The 18,591-nt window shown below is 72.2% G+C and carries 15 protein-coding genes; 9 read left to right on the forward strand and 6 right to left on the reverse strand.

The window, feature by feature from the left end; all coding sequences use genetic code 11:
* Window positions 1-7 precede the first annotated feature (7 nt).
* A complete protein-coding gene (locus tag ACIA73_RS09625) occupies window positions 8-3,505 on the reverse strand; it encodes an AfsR/SARP family transcriptional regulator (protein ID WP_399437788.1) in 3,498 nt (1,165 codons plus the stop codon).
* 697 nt (window positions 3,506-4,202) lie between these two features.
* On the opposite strand from ACIA73_RS09625, the gene ACIA73_RS09630 reads away from it, so the two are divergent.
* On the forward strand, window positions 4,203-4,997 hold the full coding sequence (locus tag ACIA73_RS09630; protein ID WP_399437789.1) for a site-2 protease family protein: 795 nt from the start codon (window positions 4,203-4,205) through the stop codon (window positions 4,995-4,997).
* Window positions 4,998-5,015: 18 nt separating this feature from the next.
* Here ACIA73_RS09630 and ACIA73_RS09635 read toward each other — a convergent pair whose 3' ends face one another.
* Together ACIA73_RS09635 and npdG are read right to left on the reverse strand one after the other, a co-directional pair.
* Window positions 5,016-5,198, reverse strand: a complete 183-nt coding sequence (locus ACIA73_RS09635) for a hypothetical protein (protein ID WP_399437790.1) — start codon at window positions 5,196-5,198, stop codon at window positions 5,016-5,018.
* Window positions 5,199-5,388: 190 nt separating this feature from the next.
* Window positions 5,389-6,126 carry an NADPH-dependent F420 reductase gene (gene npdG / locus ACIA73_RS09640; RefSeq protein WP_399437791.1) on the reverse strand — a complete coding sequence of 246 codons (738 nt, stop codon included), beginning with the start codon at window positions 6,124-6,126 and terminating at the stop codon, window positions 5,389-5,391.
* Between the two features lie 92 nt (window positions 6,127-6,218).
* On the opposite strand from npdG, the gene ACIA73_RS09645 reads away from it, so the two are divergent.
* A complete protein-coding gene (locus tag ACIA73_RS09645; protein ID WP_399437792.1) occupies window positions 6,219-6,848 on the forward strand; it encodes a hypothetical protein in 630 nt (209 codons plus the stop codon).
* Between the two features lie 151 nt (window positions 6,849-6,999).
* The gene (locus ACIA73_RS09650) at window positions 7,000-8,322 is read left to right on the forward strand and encodes an MFS transporter (RefSeq protein ID WP_399437793.1); all 1,323 of its coding nucleotides are present in this window, start codon (window positions 7,000-7,002) and stop codon (window positions 8,320-8,322) included.
* A 190-nt stretch (window positions 8,323-8,512) separates the two neighbouring features.
* Here the strand turns inward: ACIA73_RS09650 and ACIA73_RS09655 are convergent, their stop codons facing one another.
* Window positions 8,513-8,746 (reverse strand): hypothetical protein, encoded by a 234-nt coding sequence (locus tag ACIA73_RS09655; protein WP_399437794.1) that lies wholly within the window; start codon window positions 8,744-8,746, stop codon window positions 8,513-8,515.
* Window positions 8,747-8,822: 76 nt separating this feature from the next.
* Here ACIA73_RS09655 and map point away from each other — a divergent pair, with 76 nt between their 5' ends.
* Complete coding sequence (gene map, locus ACIA73_RS09660; protein WP_399437795.1) at window positions 8,823-9,680, forward strand: type I methionyl aminopeptidase; 858 nt, start codon at window positions 8,823-8,825, stop codon at window positions 9,678-9,680.
* A gap of 200 nt (window positions 9,681-9,880) precedes the next feature.
* The gene (locus ACIA73_RS09665) at window positions 9,881-10,531 is read left to right on the forward strand and encodes a heme oxygenase (biliverdin-producing) (RefSeq protein WP_399437796.1); all 651 of its coding nucleotides are present in this window, start codon (window positions 9,881-9,883) and stop codon (window positions 10,529-10,531) included.
* 198 nt (window positions 10,532-10,729) lie between these two features.
* Here the strand turns inward: ACIA73_RS09665 and ACIA73_RS09670 are convergent, their stop codons facing one another.
* Window positions 10,730-12,370: an HtaA domain-containing protein gene (locus ACIA73_RS09670; RefSeq protein ID WP_399437797.1), complete on the reverse strand. Its 1,641-nt coding sequence runs from the start codon at window positions 12,368-12,370 to the stop codon at window positions 10,730-10,732.
* Window positions 12,371-12,501: 131 nt separating this feature from the next.
* On the reverse strand, window positions 12,502-13,959 hold the full coding sequence (locus tag ACIA73_RS09675; RefSeq protein WP_399437798.1) for an HtaA domain-containing protein: 1,458 nt from the start codon (window positions 13,957-13,959) through the stop codon (window positions 12,502-12,504).
* Window positions 13,960-14,202: 243 nt separating this feature from the next.
* Between ACIA73_RS09675 and ACIA73_RS09680 the strand changes: the two genes are divergently transcribed.
* From ACIA73_RS09680 to efeO, 4 genes are all read left to right on the forward strand, one after another.
* The gene (locus ACIA73_RS09680; RefSeq protein WP_399438043.1) at window positions 14,203-15,231 is read left to right on the forward strand and encodes a hemin ABC transporter substrate-binding protein; all 1,029 of its coding nucleotides are present in this window, start codon (window positions 14,203-14,205) and stop codon (window positions 15,229-15,231) included.
* 59 nt (window positions 15,232-15,290) lie between these two features.
* Window positions 15,291-16,355 (forward strand): FecCD family ABC transporter permease, encoded by a 1,065-nt coding sequence (locus ACIA73_RS09685; protein WP_399438044.1) that lies wholly within the window; start codon window positions 15,291-15,293, stop codon window positions 16,353-16,355.
* Window positions 16,352-17,206 carry a heme ABC transporter ATP-binding protein gene (locus tag ACIA73_RS09690; RefSeq protein WP_399437799.1) on the forward strand — a complete coding sequence of 285 codons (855 nt, stop codon included), beginning with the start codon at window positions 16,352-16,354 and terminating at the stop codon, window positions 17,204-17,206. The genes ACIA73_RS09685 and ACIA73_RS09690 overlap by 4 nt, the downstream gene beginning before the upstream one ends.
* Before the next feature lie 197 nt (window positions 17,207-17,403).
* Entirely contained in the window at window positions 17,404-18,570 is a 1,167-nt protein-coding gene (efeO, locus tag ACIA73_RS09695) for an iron uptake system protein EfeO (protein WP_399437800.1), read from the forward strand.
* Window positions 18,571-18,591 lie beyond the last annotated feature (21 nt).

Consider the following 18,591-nt stretch of genomic DNA (forward strand, 5'->3'; position numbering starts at 1 on the left):
CGGGGTGCTAGCCCCGGAGTCCGTCCCGCTGGTCCCGGTACTGATCGCGTCGTGTGTAGACGAGGGCGGAGGCCTCCTCCAGGGAGAGGCCGCCGCCTTCGGCGTACGCCCGCTGGTAGCCGGTGCCGCCGAGCAGAGCGCGGGCGGGCAGGGCGGCGAAGTCCCGCATGTCGGCCTCGTGCCCGTTGACGAAGTGGCCTTCCGGGAGGTGCTTCTGGTACGCCCCGAGCAGGCGGGCCGCGTCCACGGCCAGGGCCTTGTCCCGTACGGGGTCGCTGCCGCCCGCGCCCAGCCCGGCCAGTGCGCCCGCCACCGTCATCAGCTGCACGGCCGGCATGTGCGGGGCCACCATTCTCGACAGGGCGTCCTCGGACTGCCGCAGTGCGCGTGCGCCGAGGGAGAGTCCTTCCTCGTACGCCCCCTGCAGATTGGCCACCCAGGCGAGCAGCCCGAGCGAGACACCGTCGAAGACGAAGAGGTTGCCGGAGTCGCCCTTGTTGAAGTCGGCGCGCAGCAGGGTGAGTTGTTCGCGTGCCTCGCGCAGGCGGCCGGTGCGGCCCAGCCGGATGCCGAGGATCAGCCGGGCGGCCGCCCCCGCCTCCAGGCCGGGCGCCTCCCCCTCGTCGAGGATCGCGCGGAGGATGGATTCCCCCTCCATGCCGCCCTCGTCCTCGCTGAGTTCGACGAGCGCTCCGGCCAGCCGGGCACGCAGCAGCCTGACCTGGCCGTGCGCCTGAAGCTGTTCCGCGAGGCCGATGGCGTCGCGGTAGGCGTCGGCGGCACGGAGGTACTCCCCGATGCGTTCGTATGCCTCACCGCGTGCGGAGAACGCTTCGGCGGCTCCCCAGGCGTCGCCGAGCCGCTGGAAGATCTCCAGGCTTTCCCCGGCGTCCTTCAGGGCGTTGCCGGCCCAGGAGGTGTGGTTGGCGGAGAAGTTGGCGCGCATTTCGAGGGCGAAGGCCAGCTCCCAGGTGTAACCGAAGTCGCGGCAGGCCCGCACGGTCTCGTCGATCGCCAGCTGGAGCTGTTCGCCGCGCTCGCCGCCCATCAGCAGCGCCATCAGCCACAGCGAGCCCGGGGTGCGGCAGGTCTGCGGCAGTCCGGCGCGGTAGGTGGCGACGACCCTGCGCAGCCACGCCCGGGACTCCGGGCTGAACCAGGTGTCCACCTGGTGGTTCATGTTGACCAGGTTGAGCATCCGGATGCCACGCCTGGCCTCCTGGAGGACCTCGGGGCGCATCGGCGGCGGTGCGTCCGTACACCGTTCGAAGACGGCGGGGGCGGGCTCGACCGGTTCGTCGAACGGGTCGTCGCTCAGCGCCATGGTGGCGGACGTCCAGTACCTGGCCTCGGTGCGCAGGTCGCGGCACTGCCAGTACCAGGCCAGGGAGTGCACCAGGCAGAGCGCCTCCTGCTCGTCCTCGGTGGCGAGCGCGCGGCGCAGCGCGGTGCGCAGGTTCTCGTACTCGCGCTGGAAGCGGGCCACCCACAGGAGTTGGTCCCGGCCGCGCAGCAGTGGGTCGCCGAGGCGGGCGAATTCGCGGAAGTGGGTCAGGTGGCGGCGTTCGGTGGCGGTGCGGGTGCCGGACTCGGCGAGGCGTTCGGCGGCGTACTCAGCGACGGTCTCCAGGAGGTGGTAGCGCATCTGGCCGTCGGTGTCGTCGGGGGCGGCGACGACCAGCGACTTGTCGACGAGGGAGCCGAGCAGCAGCAGGGCGTCGGGGCCGCAGACGGCCTCGGCGGCGGCCAGGTCGCAGCCGCCCGCGAAGACCGACAGGGTGGCCAGCACCTGGCGTTCGCTCTCCTCCAGGAGGTCCCACGACCAGTCGACGACCGCACGCAGCGTCTGCTGGCGCGGCAGGACGGTCCTGGCGCCGGCGGTGAGCAGCCGGAATCTGTCGTCCAGCCGGTCGGCGATCTGGCGCGGGGTGAGCATCCGCAGCCGGGCGGCGGCGAGTTCGATGGCCAGCGGCAGCCCGTCCAGGCGGCGGCAGATCTCGACGGCGGCCGCCCGGTCGTCGTCGATACGGAAGCCGGGCCTGGCGGCGGCCCCGCGCTCGGCGAGCAGCCGCAGCGCGACGGGCTCGGGCAGTGGCTCCACCGGGCGCACCAACTCCCCCGGCACGCCCAGGGGTTCGCGGCTGGTGGCCAGGACGGTCAGTCCGGGGCAGCGCGCGAGGAGGTGCTCGGCGAGGTGCGCGGCGGCGGCCACCAGGTGCTCGCAGTTGTCGAGCAGGATCAGCATCCGGCGGCGCGCGCAGTGCTCGACGAGGAGGGCGAGGGGGTCGTCGCCGTGCCGGGTGGCGGCCCGGAACTCCTCGGCGCCGGCACCGCGCAGGACGGTGTCACGGGCGCCGAGCGCGGTGAGGGCCACTCCGGGGACGTTCTCCGGGTCGTCGACCGGGGCGAGTTCGATCATCCAGACGCCGTCGGGCCAGGGCGTCCCCGCGGAGTCCGGGCCCGCTCCCGCCCCGGCCTCGGCGGCCTCCGCCGCTTCCTGGGAGAGGCGGGTCTTGCCGGCCCCGCCGGGACCGAGCAGGGTCACCAGGCGGGCCTGCACGAGGTCGTCCCGGATCGCCCCGATATCGGCCTCCCGGCCGACGAAGGAGGTGAGACGGGCACGGAGGTTGCCGCCGTGCGGGGCGGGTGCGGGGGGCGGGGTCCGGGGAGGGGGTGGATTCGAGGTGGCGGGCGGGTTCGGGGTGGCGGGCGGGTTCGAGGTGGCGGACGGGTTCGGGGTGGCGGACGGGTTCGGGGTGGGGAGTGGGGTGAGCAACTCGGTGTGCAGGGAGCGGAGTTCGGCGGAGGGGTCGGTGCCGAGGCGGTCGGCGAGGCGGCTGCGTACCGTCTCGTACGCGGCCAGGGCCTCGGCGGTGCGGCCGGTCGCGTGCAGGGCGCGCAGGCGCAGTGCCTGGAGGGGCTCGTCGAGGGGGTGGTCCGTGCAGAGGGCGGTCAGTTCGGGGAGTGCTTCGGCCGCCCGGCCGAGGGCGAGGGAGGCGGCGAGGCGGCCGCGCCGGGCGTCGAGGCGGCGGGCGTCGAGGCGGGCCGATTCGGCGACGAAGGCGGGCAGGTCGGCCAGTGCCGGGCCGCCGCCGGTGCGCCAGAGGGCAAGGGCGTCGTCGAGCAGGGCGACCGCCTTCGCGGGGTCGCCGTCGGCGGCGGTGCGCAGCCCCTCGGTGGTGAGCCGTTCGAAGCGGTGCAGGTCGATGTCGTCCGGGTCGCCCGCGAAGACGTAGCCGCCGTCGACGGAGGTGACGCTCTCCCGGCCGATGCTGCGGCGCAGGCGCGCCACCAGCGCCTGAACGGCTCCGGGGATGTCGGCGGGGGCCGAGTCGCTCTCGCCCCACACGGCGTCTGCGAGCACGGACACCGAGAGGTGCCGGCCGGGGCGCATGGCGAGCGCGGTGAGCAGTGCGCGCAGGCGGGGGCCGCCGAGGGGGGCGGGGGTGCCGTCGGCGTGAAGGGCTCGGGCGGTGCCGAGGATCTGATAGCGCACGGGATCCATTGTCCCCGGCGGGACCGGGGGGCGGCGGGGGCATCCCCCACCGGGCCGGGCGGGACGTCGCCCGGGGGTGGCCGGTGGAGGAAACCGGCCCGGCGCGGCGTCGCCAGGGCCCGGCGGGAGAAAGCCGGGCCCACTAGGGAAAGCCCGGCCCGGCGGAGTGCCCCCCCCCCCCCCCGCGGGGGGGGGGGGGGGGGGGGGGGGGGGGGGGGGGGGGGGGGGGGGGGGGGGGCGGTGGAAACCGGCCCGGCGCGGGGTCGCCGGGGCCCGGCGGGTTCACCCCGGGCCCGCCCGCCCCCCCCCCCCCCCCCGCCCCCCCCCCCCCCCCCCCCCGGGCCGGCGGAGTGTCCCCCGGGCCCGGTAGGAGGAAGTCGGGCCCGTCGCCCGAGGGGCCGACGGCAAGTGAGGCCGACGGCAAGTGGGGGCGGAGGCAAGTGGGGGCGGAGGACGGGGGGACACGGGGCAACGCGGTGCCGACGGCTGCCGGGGGCGGTGGCGGTGGCGGTGGCGACGTAGAGATGGCGGAACCGTCCGGCCGGTGTGCGGCGTTGTCCAGTTGTCGCCGGTACGGTCGGGCGGCAGTCGGACACCCTCGCACAGCCCACCGGCCTCACCAGTCCTACCGCACAGCCCACCAGCCTCACCCAGTCCTACCCGCCCCACCCGCCCCACCCGCCCCACCACTCCAGGAGTTGCCCCCATGACCACCGCCATCAGCCGCAAGGACCGCCGCATCAGTCCGGTGTTCCTCGGCATCGTCGCCGTCATGGCGGTCACCGGCTGGGCCGTCTGGACGGATTTCGCGGCCTCGCCGGGGATCGCTGTGTTCCTCTTCGTGACCTCCGCGTGGGTCGTCTCGCTGTGTCTGCACGAGTACGCGCACGCCCGCACCGCCCTGCACGGCGGCGACATCACCATCGGCGCCAAGGGCTACCTGACGCTCAACCCGCTGAAGTACACGCACGCCCTGCTCAGCATCGTGCTGCCGGTGATCTTCGTGATCCTGGGCGGCATCGGCCTGCCCGGCGGCGCCGTCTTCATCGAACGCAACCGTATCCAGGGCCGCTGGAAGCACAGCCTGATCTCGGCGGCGGGACCGCTGACCAACGTCCTGTTCGCGATCGTCTGCACCGCCCCGTTCTGGCTGGACGCCCTCGACGGGGTCCCGGACGCCTTCCGGTACGCGCTCGGATTCCTGGCGCTGCTCCAGGTGTCGGCGGCGCTGCTGAACTTCCTGCCCGTCCCCGGCCTCGACGGCTACGGGGTGATCGAGCCCTGGCTCTCGTACAGGATCCGTCGGCAGGTCGAGCCGTACGCGGGCTTCGGCCTGCTCTTCGTGTTCGCGCTGCTGTGGGTGCCGAGCGTGAACCGGGTGTTCTTCGACGTGATCTACGCGATCACCGGCAGCCTCGGGGTGACCGACGTGGACAGCTTCTGCGGGCGCGACCTGTTCCAGTTCTGGCGGGAGACCAACGAGTACTGCGTGACCCGCTAGGGCGCGGGCCGTTGTCGCCTACTGGGCGGCAGCGGCCTTCTCGGCCTTCGCCCTGCGGAGGTAGAACCACGCCATGTTCGAGGAGACACCGGCCAGCAGGATCCACACGATCCCCAGCAGGTTGCCCGCGACGAAGGAGACCACTGCCGCGGCGACCGAAAGGGCACAGACGACCAGGGCGTAGAGAGCGAGGCGGGGCATGGGGGACGGCTCCTTCGTGAAAGCGTTGGGCCCGTCCAGTGTCCCCCATGCCCGGTCCGTCCCGTCTCCCGGTCCTGGAGGCCGGTCCCGTCTCCCGGTCCTGGAGGCCGGTCACCTCTCCCGGTCCTGGAGGCCGGTCACCTCTCCCGGTTTTCGGAGGCCGGTCACCTCTCCCGGTTTCAGAGGCCGCTCACGCGTCCCGCTCCTGGACGTCGGTCACGCGCAGACCCGCGTGCGCCTTGTAGCGGCGGTTGACCGAGATCAGGTTGGCGACCAGGGACTCCACCTGGTGGGCGTTGCGCAGCCGCCCGGCGAAGACACCGCGCATGCCGGGGATACGGGCCGCGAGCGCCTGGACCAGGTCGGTGTCCGCGCGGACCTCGCCGAGGACCATCACATCGGTGTCGATCTCCTCGACCGCCGGGTCCTGGAGCAGGACGGCGGAGAGGTGGTGGAAGGCCGCGGTGACGCGCGAGTCCGGGAGCAGGGCGGCGGCCTGCTCCGCCGCGCTGCCCTCCTCCGGCTTCAGGGCGTACGCACCCTTCTTGTCAAAGCCGAGCGGGTTCACGCAGTCGATGACGAGCTTGCCCGCGAGCTCCTCGCGCAGCGATTCGAGGGTCTTGGCGTGGCCGTCCCACGGCACCGCCACGATCACGATGTCGCTGCGCCGCGCGCACTCGGCGTTGTCGGCGCCCTCGACTCCGAGGCCCAGCTCGTCGGCGGCGGACCGGGCACGTTCGGCCGCCCGCGAGCCGATGATCACCTTCTGCCCGGCCCGCGCCAGCCGGTAGGCGAGGCCGCGGCCCTGGTCGCCCGTGCCGCCGAGGACGCCGACGACGAGGCCGGACACATCGGGCAGGTCCCAGGGGTTCTTGACCGGCTTGGGGGCGGGGGCAGCCGCTGTGTTGCTGTCTGTGGAGGAAGTCATGGGCCGACCCTACTTGCAGGTAGGGCGCTCGTCCGGGTGAGCCTCAACTGTCCGGCGTACACGGCCCTGCCGGGCCCGGCAGGCTCTCGCCCATGGATGCCGTGAGGGTCGCACTGCTGCGGGAAGTCCTGGCCGGTACCGAGTGGCTGGGCGCGACCCGCAGATTCGCCGGGGTGCTGCGGACGTCGGTGGTCCCGCACGGGAGCGGGCTGCTGCTGGTGGGCACCGAGCGGTACGAGCCGTGGCATCTGGCGGCGCATCTGACGGACGAGGCCGCCTGGTCGGGGCTGCCGGCGCTGGCGCCCACTCTGGTACGGCACGAGGTGCGGCCGCAGGATCCGGCGCATCTGGCGGTGGGCCTGGGGCGGCTGGCGGCGGCCGGGCGGGGCGAGACGTTGCTGGTGGTGGCGCCTGGGGAGGGCGATGCGGATGCGGGGCTGCTGGAGCGGGTGAGTGAGGTGCGGCGGGCCGGGGCGACGGTGCTGGCGCTGTCGGGGAGGGAGGGGGAGCTCGTAGGGCGGGAGGGGGAACTGGCCGGGCTGGCACATGAGTTGTTGGTGGTGCCGGGGAGTTCGGGGGTGGATCTGGATACGGTTCAGCATTTGGTGAGTGCGGCGGCCGGGGAGAACGGGGTGCCGGGGGCGCGGGGTGGGAAGCGGTTCCGGGACCGGTTGTCGCGGCTGGCGGATCGGTTGACGGCGCCGCCGCCGGAGCGGTGGTAGGGGCGGGGGTGTTGGGGGGTACGGGGCCGGGGCGGGCGGGGTGCGACTCCGTCGGGGGCCGCCCCCTTGCCCGCCCTTCCCCCGGGGGCCCCGCCGCCCGAGCGGGCTGGGGCAACGCGGGGAGGGGGCGGGAAATGAAGTTGCAGACGCCATGGAGTGGGTTGCAGCATGGGGTTTCGTGGCCTCGAAATTGTCTCTCTCCGGCGTCTTGCCGGATCTCTCGCCCTGGCGCTCGTCCGCTGACTTCCGGCTGCTCTGGGTTCAGGGGCTGGTCGCGTTCTTCGGCAGTTCCATGGCACTGGTCGCGCTGCCGTTGCAGATCGCCCAGCTCACCGACTCCCCGCTCGCCGTCGGCGCCATCGGGGCCGTCGAGCTGATCCCGCTGGTCGTCTTCGGGCTGTACGGCGGCGCGTTGGCCGACTCCACCGACCGCAAGCGGATCATCCTGCTCACCGAGGCGGGCCTCGGGGTCCTCGCCGTCGTACTCCTGGTGAACGCGCTGCTCCCCCGGCCGATGCTGTGGCCGCTGTACGTCGTCGCAGCCGGGGTCGCCGCACTCGCCGGACTCCAACGCCCGGCGCTCGACTCCCTGATGGCGCGGATCGTCCCGCACGAGCAGCTCACCGCGGCCGCCGCGCTCAACGCCCTGCGCTGGCAGGTCGGCGCGATCGCCGGGCCCTCGCTGGCCGGTGTGGTGGTCGCGACGGCCGGGGCACCGACCGCGTACACGGTCACCGTCGTCTGTTTCGCCGCCTCCGTGCTGATGTGCCTGCGGCTGTCCCCCGCCCCGCCCTCGAAGGACGCGGAGAAGCCGTCGCTGCGCGGCATCGCGGAGGGTGCGCGCTACGCGTGGAGCAAGCCGGTGCTGCTGGGGACGTACGCGATCGACCTGGCCGCGATGTTCTTCGCGTTCCCGAACGCGGTCTTCCCGTTCCTGGCGACCGGGCTCGACGCGCAGTGGGCGCTGGGGCTGATGTACGCGGCGATGCCGCTGGGGGCGTGTCTGGTCGGGCTGACCAGTGGCTGGGCGTCGAAGGTACGGCGGCACGGCCTGCTGGTGGTGTTCGGGGCGGCCTTCTGGGGGCTCTCCATGACGGCCGCCGGGCTGGTCGGCAACATCTGGCTGGTGCTGCTGTGCATCGCGCTGGCGGGTGGCGGCGACATGCTCAGCGGGCTGGGGCGCTCCACCATCTGGAACCAGACCATTCCCGAGGAGTTGCGTGGCCGGCTGGCCGGGATCGAGATCCTGTCCTACAGCTGCGGGCCCCAGCTGGGGCAGGTCCGCTCGGGGGCGGTCGCCGGGTGGACGGGGGCCCGGGGGGCGGTGTGGAGCGGCGGGGCGGCGTGTGTGCTGGCGGTGGGGGTGCTGGCGGCGGTGCTGCCGAAGTTGCTGTCGTACGACTCGGAGACGGATGAGGATGCGGTGAGGAGAAGGGGGCAGAGGGAGGCGGCGATGGGGGCGCCGGTGGCGTAGCCGGGGGGTGGGTGACCGGGGCCGGGGTGGACAGGGGTGGGGTGGGTGCGACTCCGTCGGGGGCCGCCCCCCTTGCCCGCCCGTTCCGCCCCCGGGGCGGCCCCGCCGCCCGAGCGGGCGGGGCACAGCGGGGAGCGGGTGGCCCCGCCGCCCGAGTGGGCCGGCGGGAGCGGGAGGGCGGGCGGGGGTTTCAGGCTCCCGTGCCGGCTCCTGGGCCGTTCTTCTCGTGCCACTTGGGGTCGTTCTCCCATTCGAGGTTGCGCTCGCGGGCGGTTTCCATGGCGTGGTTGGCCTCCTCGCGGGTGGCGTACGGTCCGAACCGGTCCTTGGAAGGACACTGCGGGCCCTCCTCCACGGTCTTGTGCTCCAGGCAGTAGAACCACTCGCCGGGCTTGCCGGCGGTACGTCGTTTGAACAGGGCCATCGCTGGCCTCCTTACCTCGTGACGGCACGCGTTATGCCGCCATAGTGCCCCCGCGACGCTGACTACACTCGTCGGCATGTCTGGCCAGTCGCTGCTCGTACCAGGGGAGCTCTCTCCCATCCGTTCCGTCCCCGGCAACATCCGGCGCCCCGAGTACGTCGGGAAACCCGCGCCGACGCCGTACACAGGACCCGAGGTCCAGGACTCCGACACCATCGAGCGGATGCGCGTCGCGGGCCGCATCGCCGCCCGTGCGATGGAGGAGGCCGCCAAGCACATCGCCCCCGGCGTGACCACCGACGAGCTCGACCGGGTCGCGCACGAGTACATGGTGGACCACGGGGCGTACCCCTCGACCCTCGGCTACCGGGGCTACCCCAAGTCGCTGTGCAGCTCGCTCAATGAGGTCATCTGTCACGGCATCCCCGACTCGACCGTCCTCAAGGACGGCGACATCGTGAACCTCGACGTGACCGCCTTCATCAACGGCGTGCACGGCGACAACAACGCCACCTACTTCTGCGGCGACGTCGACGAGGAGTCCAAACTCCTCGTCGAGCGGACCCGCGAGTCCCTCAACCGTGCGATCAAGGCGGTCAGGCCCGGCCGCCAGATCAACGTCATCGGCCGCGTCATCGAGTCGTACGCCAAGCGCTTCGGCTACGGCGTGGTCCGTGACTTCACCGGCCACGGCATCAACACGTCCTTCCACTCCGGGCTGATCGTCCCGCACTACGACAGCCCGCACGCGACGACCGTGATGCAGCCCGGCATGACCTTCACCATCGAGCCGATGCTGACGCTGGGCACCCACGAGTACGACATGTGGGAGGACGGCTGGACGGTCGTCACCAAGGACCGCAAGCGCACCGCCCAGTTCGAGCACACGCTGGTGGTGACGGAGACCGGGGCGGACATCCTCACGCTGCCCTAGCCGTGGGGGCCCTGCGGTGGCCGTCGGGAGCGCGAGGGGTTTCCGGGCGCGGGGGTTCTTGGGCGCGGGAGTTTTTACCGACAGAGCGTCGGGAACAGGTTGACTTAGGTAAGCCTAAGCAACGAAGATCGGTGGTGGCAGGTGTCAGCGCTGTCACCACCGCTCTCTTTCCCGGTCCCTTCTGTCCCCGGAGGTCCGTCTTGGACACCCTTTTCTCCACCCAGATCCGTGTGGCCTCGCACGAGCAGCACACGGAGGCGGAGACCTCGACGTTCATGAGCGACCTCCTGGGCGGCCGGCTCGGCGTGGACGCCTACACCCGCTACACCGAGCAGTTGTGGTTCGTCTACAAGGCCCTCGAAGAAGCCGCCGAGTCCCTGAAGGACGACCCGGTCGCGGGCCCCTTCATACAGCCGGAACTGATGCGCACCGACGAGCTGGAGCGCGACCTGGCCCATCTGCGCGGCGGGAACTGGCGCGAGGGCCTGGTTCCGCTCCCCGCCACCGCCGCCTACGCGGCCCGCGTCACCGAGTGCGCGGTGACCTGGCCCGGCGGCTACGTCGCCCACCACTACACCCGCTACCTCGGCGACCTCTCCGGCGGCCAGATCATCCGCGACAAGGCCGAGAAGACCTGGGGCTTCGACCGCAAGGGCGACGGCGTCCGCTTCTACGTCTTCGAGCAGGTCTCCAACCCGGCCGCCTTCAAGCGGGGTTACCGCGAGCTGCTGGACAACATCGCGGCGGACGAGCTGGAGCAGAAGCGCATCATCGAGGAGTGCAAGCGGGCATTCGACTTCAACGGGGCGGTGTTCCGGGAACTGGGCGGTGAATTCCCGCTCAGTGCGTAGTTTCTGACGGTACGCCGATGAAGGCTTCACCGGTACGCCGGTGAGTCGGTACGTCGGTGAAGGGGCCCACGCCGGGAGGTGTGGGCCCCTTACGCGTGCGCGGGGCTGGGGGCCGGGGTTGAGAGAAGGCCCGGGACGGAAAGGGGGCGGGGTGGGGATGGAGTCCCCGCCCCGCCCTCGCGCCCGTCGGGCTGGGTGTCAGCTGTGGTTGGCCGTGCGGCGGCGTGCCGCGAAGACGACTGCACCGCCTGCGAGGGCCAGTGCCCCGGCCGCGCCGAGCAGGACGCCGGACGGGGTCGACGAGCCGGTGGCGGCGAGGTTGCCGCCGACCGCGCCGCCGTCGAGGCCGCCGACGCTGCCGCCGACCGAACCGCCGCCGGTCGTGGAACCGGTACCGCCGGTCGTGGAACCGGTGGTGCCCGTGGTGTCAGCGCCGCCGGTCGTGGAGCCGGATCCGCCGGACGTACCGGAGCCCGTGGTGCTCCCCCCGGGCAGCTGTGCATCCTTCTCGACCGAGACCGCGACAGTCAGCGGGTCCATCGTCTGGCCCGCCTCGTACATCCCGCCGAACGCCTTCGAACCGCCGGCCGTCAGCTTCGCCGGGACCCCGGTGAGCTTCACGACGCCGTCCACGACGGACAGTTGGCCGGCCGGGGTCAGCGTCGCGATGTCGAGCGCCTTGTAGGTCTCGACCTGCTTGGTGGCGCGGTTCTTGGTGGCGACGTCGGCGACCAGGGTGCCCTTGCCGCCCTTCACCTGGACCTTGAGGGCGGAGAAGTTGAGGTCGAGGGTGTACGCCCCGTTCTCCTGGTGGCCGACGAAGCGGATCTTGCCGTCGAAGGCGGCGGACAGGTTCTGCTTCTCGGCGTCGAAGGAGCCCTTGGCCTTGGGGAAGCGGAAGCCGTCGCCCGACTTGACCGCACCGCCGGAGAGTTCGATCCTGCCGTGCGCGATGGGGCCGGTGACGTAGGAGCGGAAGCGGGCCAGCACACCCCAGTCGAGGTTGCCGTCGACCAGGGTGCCGTTGTCGACGCCGGTGGGCGGGGCGACGGGCTCGACCGGCGGCTTCACCGGCTTCACGGGCGGCTCGACGGGCTTGACGGGCGGCTCGACCGGCTTCACCGGCGGCTCGACCGGCTTCACGGGCGGCTCGACGGGCTTCACCGGCGGCTCGACCGGCTTCACCGGCGGCTCCACGGGCTTGACCGAGAGGCTGGCCGCGTCCAGCTTGTCGCCCTCCTTGTACTGGCCGTTGAAGGCCGCCGAACCCGCCTCGGTCAGCGTCGCCGGGATGTCCTTGAAGACCATTGCCCCGCCGGCGCCCTGGCCGGGCTTCACCGCGGACAGGTCGAGCGCGGCGAGCTGTACGTCGTCCTGGGTGACGAACTCCTTGGCTCCCTCCGGCTTCGACCTGATGTCGGCGGTGATGGCGCCGGTCTTGCCGGCCGTGGAGATCTTCAGGTCCGACATGGTGATGTCGAGGACGCCGCCGTGGGCGGTGAAGTGCACGCTGCCCTTGAACGCGGTCCGCGTGCCGTGCGTCTTCATGTCGTACGTGCCGACACCGTCGACGAAGGTGAACGCGCCGTTGCCCGCCGCCTGCTTGGCGCCGTCCGCGACGGTGATCTTCCCGCCCGAGAACGGCGAGCCGAGGTACTTGCGGAAGGACTCCTTGAAGCCCCAGTCCAGCGTGCCGTCCTTCAGGTCCATCGTCGGAGCGGCGGGGGCTGCCGGAGCGGCGGGGGCCGCGGCGGCGGGGAGGGCGAAGGCGGTGGCACCGACGGCGGCGACCGTAGCAACGGCGGCGGCGAGGGCTATCGGGCGGCGGGTGGCAGCCATTTTCGGGATCTCCTAATAAGGAAGGGTCGATGAGGACCCCTGCCGCGGGAGGGGAACAACGGGGGCCCGCGGCAGGGGAGTTGAAGGGTGGAGGTGGGGGTGGCGGGGCCGGGCGGGAGGCGGCGGCCGGGTCAGCTCGTGCTGTCGGCGCTCCCTGCGCCGTTCGCCCCGCGTCGGCGGACGAAGGAGAAGGCGGCCCCGGCGAGCACCAGGACACCGGCGCCCACACCGACGTACACCCCGGTGTTCGAGGACTCGGAGGCCGAGGCGGCGTTCTCCGTCTTCGGCGCGGCGGCCTTCTTCTCCGGCGCCGCGGGTGCCTTCGGTTCGCTGCCGAGGTCGGGGAGCGCGGGCAGCTTCGCCTTGGCGTCGACGGCGACGGCGAGCGACACCGGGTCCATCTCGGTACCCGCCTTGTACATCGAGCCGAACGCCTTGGCGCCCTGCTCGGTCAGCGTCGCCGGAGCCTCGCTCAGCCGGGCCAGACCGTCCTTGGCGGCAAGGGACTTGGCGTCGAAGGTGATCAGCGGCACGGCCGGGGACCTGACGGGCTTCCCTGTGGTGAGGTCCTGGCTCGCGACGTCGGCGACCAGGGTGCCCCTGCCGCCGTCGACCTTCACGGCGACCTTGGAGAGGGTCAGATCGAGGTGGGCGCCCGAGAAGCGGACACTGCCCGCGAAGGCCGCGTCCAGGTTCTGCTTCTTGCTGTCGTACGTGCCCTTGCCCTGCGGGAAGCGGAACAGTGCGCCGCCATCCTGCGCGCCCTGCGCCAGCTCCCACTTGCCCTTGGAGATGGGCCCGGTGACGTACTCCCGGAAGGTGCGCCGCACCCCCCAGTCGACGGCTCCGTCGGCGAAGGAACCGGAGGCGCCGGAGGCCTTCTCGCCGCCTCCCTTCGCCGCCTCCTTGGGCTCCTTCTTCTCCGGGGCTTCGGCGGACGGCTTGGCGTCGGGCGCCTTCGCGCCCGCCGCCACGTCCGCCGACAGGCTGACCGGGTCGAGCGCGGTGCCGGCCGTGTAGTACCCGGCGAAGGCGGTCGCGCCCTGCGAGGTGAGCGTCGCGGGGATGTTGTTGAGGGCGACGGGGGTGGAGCCGCCCTTCATGTTGATGCCGCCCACGGCGAGCGAGGCCAGCGCGATCTGGGTGGAGCTGGTGACCTTGCCGGTGCCCTTGTTCTTGCTGGTGACATCGGCGAAGAGGGTGCCGCTGCCGCCGGATATCCGGACGGTGGGACGGCTGATGGTGAGGTCGAGTTCGTTCGAGCCGTCCGGCTTGCGGTGGCCGGTGAAGCGGACCCCGCCCGAGAAGCCGGAGCGGAGTTCGCCGCTGTCCGGGTCGTAGGAACCGGTGGCCGAGTGGAAGCGGAACTGGCTGCCCCCGACGGTGGCGGCCCCGCCCCGGAGGGTGAAGTCCCCCTTGGCGATCGGCCCGGTGACGTAACTCTGGAAGGAGGATTTGATCCCCCAGTCGAGCCTGCCGCCCTGGACGGTGCGCGCGGCCGCGCTGGCTGCGGCGGCCGGGAGCAGGGCTCCCAGCACGGCCGCGATGAGTGCGACGGCGCATGCGCGGGCCGGTCTGGACGACAGCATCAGGGTCCCTCCGAGGTCTAGCGAGCGAGGTAAGGCTAACCTAAGCTATGCCCGACCTGGTCCGGAACCCTTCGGACCGCTTCGGGCCGCTCCACCACCCGACGGGACTCGGCGGGCCGGGGGAAACTCCCCCGCCCCACCGATCACTTCGGCCACCGGCACCACGCCCCGGCCGACCGCAGACGAACAGGACGGTGCACCTCCGTGCGAACGCCAGCCGCGCCCCCGCGCCCCTCCGGGACCGTGTCTCCCTCCCGGCCCGGCGCCCGCCGCACGGCAGGCGCACTGATATCCGTGCTCGCGCTGGCCGCCGTCGCCACGGGCTGCGGCAGCGGCGGTACGCAGACGGGTGGCGCACCCGCGGTGCAGCAGCCCAAGGCCGCCCCGGACCGGGTCGAGCCGCTGGCCGCCACCCCGAAACCGCAGCTTCCGGCGACCGTCCGCTCCGCCGACGGCCATGAGGTGAAGGTCACTTCGACCAGCCGGATCGTCCCGCTGACCGGCAGCCTGAACGAGATCGTCTTCACCCTGGGCCTCGGGAAGAACGTCGTCGCACGTGACATCACCGCCACGTTCGAGCAGGCCAAGTCCCTCCCTGTGGTGACACGTGCGCACGACGTCTCGGCGGAGAGCGTGCTCTCACTGAAGCCGACCGTGGTCCTCGCCGACACCACCACCGGGCCCACCGAGGCCGTCCAGCAGATCCGCGATGCGGGCATTCCACTGGTCGTGGTGAAGCCCGCCAAGGAGCTCGCGGACGTGGACAGGCGGATCGACGCGGTGGCCGACGCCCTCGGAGTGAAGGCCGCCGGGGCGGAGCTGAAGAAGCGCACCGGGGACCGGATCGCCGCCGTACAGCAGGACATTCCGCAGCCGAAGGACGGCAAGAAGCCGCGGGTGACCTTCCTGTATCTGCGGGGTTCGGCGTCGGTGTATCTGCTCGGCGGCCGGGATTCCGGGGCGAGTTCGCTGCTGGAGGCGGCCGGGGCAGTCGACGCGGGCAAGGACTCCGGGCTGGAGAAGGACTTCACCGCGATCACCAGCGAAGCCCTGGTGAAGGCGGCGCCGGACGCGATCCTGGTGATGAGCAAGGGGCTGACCTCGGTCAACGGGATCGACGGGCTGCTCAAGGTGCCCGGCGTCGCCGAGACCCCGGCCGGCCTGGACCGCCGGATCGTCTCCGTCGACGACGGCGTCCTGCTGAACTACGGGCCGCGCACCGACCAGGTCCTCAAGTCCCTGGTCGAGCAGTTGCACGGCAAGAAGAAGTGAGAGAAGAACCGGTGACCGCCACCACCCATGATGCTCAACTCACCGGCGACAGCGACCGGTTGACGCCAGAAGTCACACCTCCGCCGCCCGGGAGGCGCCGGGGGACCACCTTCACCCTGACCGTCGCTCTCTCCGTCGCCCTGCTCGTGCTGGCGCTGGTCTCGGCCGGTCTCGGGACGTACCACATCTCCCCCGGCGACGTGCTGGCCTCCGTGCAGCACCGGATCGGCCTCGGCGGCGCCCCCCTGGACCGCGTCGGCGAGAGCGTCCTGTGGAACATCCGCCTCCCCCGGGTCGTCCTCGCCCTCCTGGTCGGTGCCTCACTGGGCTGCGCGGGCGCCCTGATGCAGGGCGTGTTCGGCAACCCGCTGGCCGAGCCGGGCGTGATCGGCATCTCGGCCGGTGCGGCGGTCGGCGCGGTCGCCTCGATCGCACTCGGCCTGAGCTTCTTCGGCAACTGGACCATTACGTTCTGCGCCTTCGTCGCCGGCCTGATCACCGTCCTGCTGGTGTACGTGCTGTCGCGCTCCGGCGGCCGCACCGAGGTCGTCACGCTGATCCTCACCGGCATCGCGGTGAACGCCTTCGCGGGCGCGCTGATCGGCCTGTTCATCTTCTTCGCGGACAACGCGCAGATCACCCAGATCACCTTCTGGCAGCTCGGCTCGCTCGCCCAGGCCACCTGGCCGAAGGTGCTCGCCGTGCTGCCGTGCGCCCTGCTCGGCCTGCTGATCGCTCCGTTCCACGCCCGCAAGCTGGACCTCCTGGCCCTCGGCGAACGCCCTGCCCGCCACCTCGGCGTGGACGTCGAGAAGCTGCGGATGGTGCTGGTCCTGGTGGTCGCCCTGCTGACCGCGGCCGCCGTCGCCGTGGCCGGCATCATCACCTTCGTCGGCCTCCTCGTCCCGCACCTGCTGCGGATGGCCAACGGCCCCGGGCACCGCTTCCTGGTCCCCGGCAGCGCCCTGGGCGGCGCCCTCGTGCTGCTCGCCGGTGACCTCGCGGCCCGCACCGTCGCCAACCCCGCCGAACTCCCCCTGGGCGTCCTCACCGCCCTCTTCGGCTCCCCGTTCTTCTTCTGGCTTCTCCGCAGGACCCGTCGCAAGCAGGGTGGTTGGGCATGAGGTTCACGTCTCTCTTCTCGTCGGCGGCCCGCGGCCGCGACCTGCCCGCCCCGCTCGGCAAGGGCGCGGCGGCCGTCGAGGTGGCCGGTCTGCGGGTACGCCTGGGACAGCGCGACGTACTCGACGGCATCGACCTGACCGCCCGCGCCGGAGAGGTGCTGGCCCTGGTCGGCCCCAACGGGGCGGGCAAATCGACCCTGCTGGCCGCCATCGCCGCCGACCTTCCCGCTTCCGGCGGAACGGTACGGATCGGTGGCCGCCCGGTCGGCGACTGGAGCGCCCCCGAACTCGCCCTGCGCCGGTCCGTGCTGCCGCAGTCGGCGGCACTGTCCTTCCCGTTCCCGGTGGAGGACGTCGTACGGATGGGGCGCGCACCCTGGGCGGGCACCGTGCACGAGGACCTGGACGATGCGGCGGTCGCGGAGGCGATGGCGGCCACCGAGGTCACCGAGTTCGGGCCGCGGCCCTTCTCCGCGCTGTCCGGCGGCGAGCGGGCCCGGGTCGCGCTGGCCCGGGTACTCGCGCAGCGCGCCCCCGTACTGCTGCTCGACGAGCCGACCGCGGCGCTCGACCTGCGGCACCAGGAACTGGTGCTGCGGATCTGCCGGGAGCGGGCGGCGGCCGGGGACGCGGTCGTGGTCGTGCTGCACGACCTCGGGCTCGCGGCGGCGTACGCGGACCGGGCGGCCGTGCTGCACGAGGGGCGGATCGCGGTGTGCGGGGCGCCTGCCGAGGTGTTCGGCGAGGAGTTGCTGAGCCGGGTGTACCGGCAGCCGGTGGAAGTGCTTCCGCATCCGCGCACCGGTGACCCCCTGGTGATCCCCAGGAGGGCCGCACCCCAGGAGATTTGACCGCTGCTTGACCCTACGGAGGGGCAGCCGTGGGACTCCCGTGACCGCCCCGTACTCCTGGGGCCCAGGTGAGATCTGAATCACTGCACGGGCGGTTATGTCCGGGGTAAGGCGCGCTTAACTTAGGTAAGCCTCAGTAGGCCTGCCGGTGTTGCCGGCGGGCCCCGCAGACCTTTCACCCCGCGTGGAGTCCCCTTATGCGTCCCGTTCCTTCGGTTCGTCCCGCCCGTCTGTCCGCTCTCACCGCCGTCGCCGCCGTGGCCGCTCTCGCCGCCGTGACCGGCTGCGCCCAGAAGGGTGGCGGCAGCGACGCCAAGAGCGACGGGGCGATCAGGGTGGTGGCCAAGGACGACTCCTGCGAGGTGTCGAAGAAGCAGTTCCCGGCGGGCAAGGTCGAGCTGGCCGTGGAGAACAAGGGCACCAAGGTCACCGAGGTGTACGTGCTCTTCCCGGACGGCCGCATCCTCACCGAGCGCGAGAACATCGGCCCGGGTACCAAGGCCGACCTCACCGCCGAGATCAAGGCCGGGTCGTACGAGATCGCCTGCAAGCCCGGTATGAAGGGCGACGGCATCCGCCAGCAGGTCACCGCCTCCGGTGGCAAGGCCGCGCAGCGCAGCCCGGAGAAGGACGCGGCCGTCGCCGCGTACCGCACCTACGTCACCCAGCAGGCCGAGGAGACGCTGCCCAAGGCGCAGGTCTTCGCGGACGCCGTGAAGGCGGGCGACCTTCAGGCCGCGAAGAAGGCGTACGCGCCGTCGCGGATCGGCTGGGAGCGCACCGAGCCGGTCGCCGAGTCGTTCGGCGACATCGACCCGATGGTCGACCTGCGCGAGGACGGCGTGGAGGAGTCCGGCAAGCCGTGGACCGGCTGGCACCGCCTGGAGAAGGCGCTGTGGCAGGACAAGAAGATCGGGGACGCGGAGAAGAAGCTCGCGGACACCCTGATGAAGGACCTCAACACCTGGGTGAAGAAGGTCGGCACCGCCGAGATCACCCCCTCCTCGATGGCCAACGGCGCCAAGGAACTCCTGGACGAGGTCGCCACCGGCAAGGTCACCGGTGAGGAGGAGCGCTACAGCCACACCGACCTGGTCGACTTCAAGGCCAATGTCGAGGGTGCGGAGAAGGCGTACACCCTGCTCAAGCCGGTCGCCTCGAAGAACGACCCGAAGCTGGCGGCCGAGCTGGACAAGCAGTTCGCGGCGCTGGACAAGCTGCTCGACAAGCACCGCCCGAACACCACGTCCTACGACTTCGTGTCGTACGACAAGGTCGGAAAGGACGACCGCAAGGCGCTCTCCGACGGGGTGAACGCGCTCGCCGAGCCGCTGTCGAAGCTCGCCGCCGCGGTCACCAAGTAGGCGTGCGTCCTCACGTGGAAG

The organism is Streptomyces sp. NPDC051561 (assembly GCF_044454195.1).
Taxonomy (GTDB): domain Bacteria; phylum Actinomycetota; class Actinomycetes; order Streptomycetales; family Streptomycetaceae; genus Streptomyces.

Excerpts from the sequence above, each read along its gene's own strand:
- ACIA73_RS09625 (WP_399437788.1), bottom strand. The coding sequence starts at position 3,505 with ATGGATCCCGTGCGCTATCAGATCCTCGGCACCGCCCGAGCCCTTCAC.
- ACIA73_RS09630 (WP_399437789.1), top strand. The coding sequence starts at position 4,203 with ATGACCACCGCCATCAGCCGCAAGGACCGCCGCATCAGTCCGGTGTTC.
- ACIA73_RS09635 (WP_399437790.1), bottom strand. The coding sequence starts at position 5,198 with ATGCCCCGCCTCGCTCTCTACGCCCTGGTCGTCTGTGCCCTTTCGGTC.
- npdG (WP_399437791.1), bottom strand. The coding sequence starts at position 6,126 with ATGACTTCCTCCACAGACAGCAACACAGCGGCTGCCCCCGCCCCCAAG.
- ACIA73_RS09645 (WP_399437792.1), top strand. The coding sequence starts at position 6,219 with ATGGATGCCGTGAGGGTCGCACTGCTGCGGGAAGTCCTGGCCGGTACC.
- ACIA73_RS09650 (WP_399437793.1), top strand. The coding sequence starts at position 7,000 with ATGGAGTGGGTTGCAGCATGGGGTTTCGTGGCCTCGAAATTGTCTCTC.
- ACIA73_RS09655 (WP_399437794.1), bottom strand. The coding sequence starts at position 8,746 with ATGGCCCTGTTCAAACGACGTACCGCCGGCAAGCCCGGCGAGTGGTTC.
- map (WP_399437795.1), top strand. The coding sequence starts at position 8,823 with ATGTCTGGCCAGTCGCTGCTCGTACCAGGGGAGCTCTCTCCCATCCGT.
- ACIA73_RS09670 (WP_399437797.1), bottom strand. The coding sequence starts at position 12,370 with ATGGCTGCCACCCGCCGCCCGATAGCCCTCGCCGCCGCCGTTGCTACG.
- ACIA73_RS09675 (WP_399437798.1), bottom strand. The coding sequence starts at position 13,959 with ATGCTGTCGTCCAGACCGGCCCGCGCATGCGCCGTCGCACTCATCGCG.
- ACIA73_RS09690 (WP_399437799.1), top strand. The coding sequence starts at position 16,352 with ATGAGGTTCACGTCTCTCTTCTCGTCGGCGGCCCGCGGCCGCGACCTG.
- efeO (WP_399437800.1), top strand. The coding sequence starts at position 17,404 with ATGCGTCCCGTTCCTTCGGTTCGTCCCGCCCGTCTGTCCGCTCTCACC.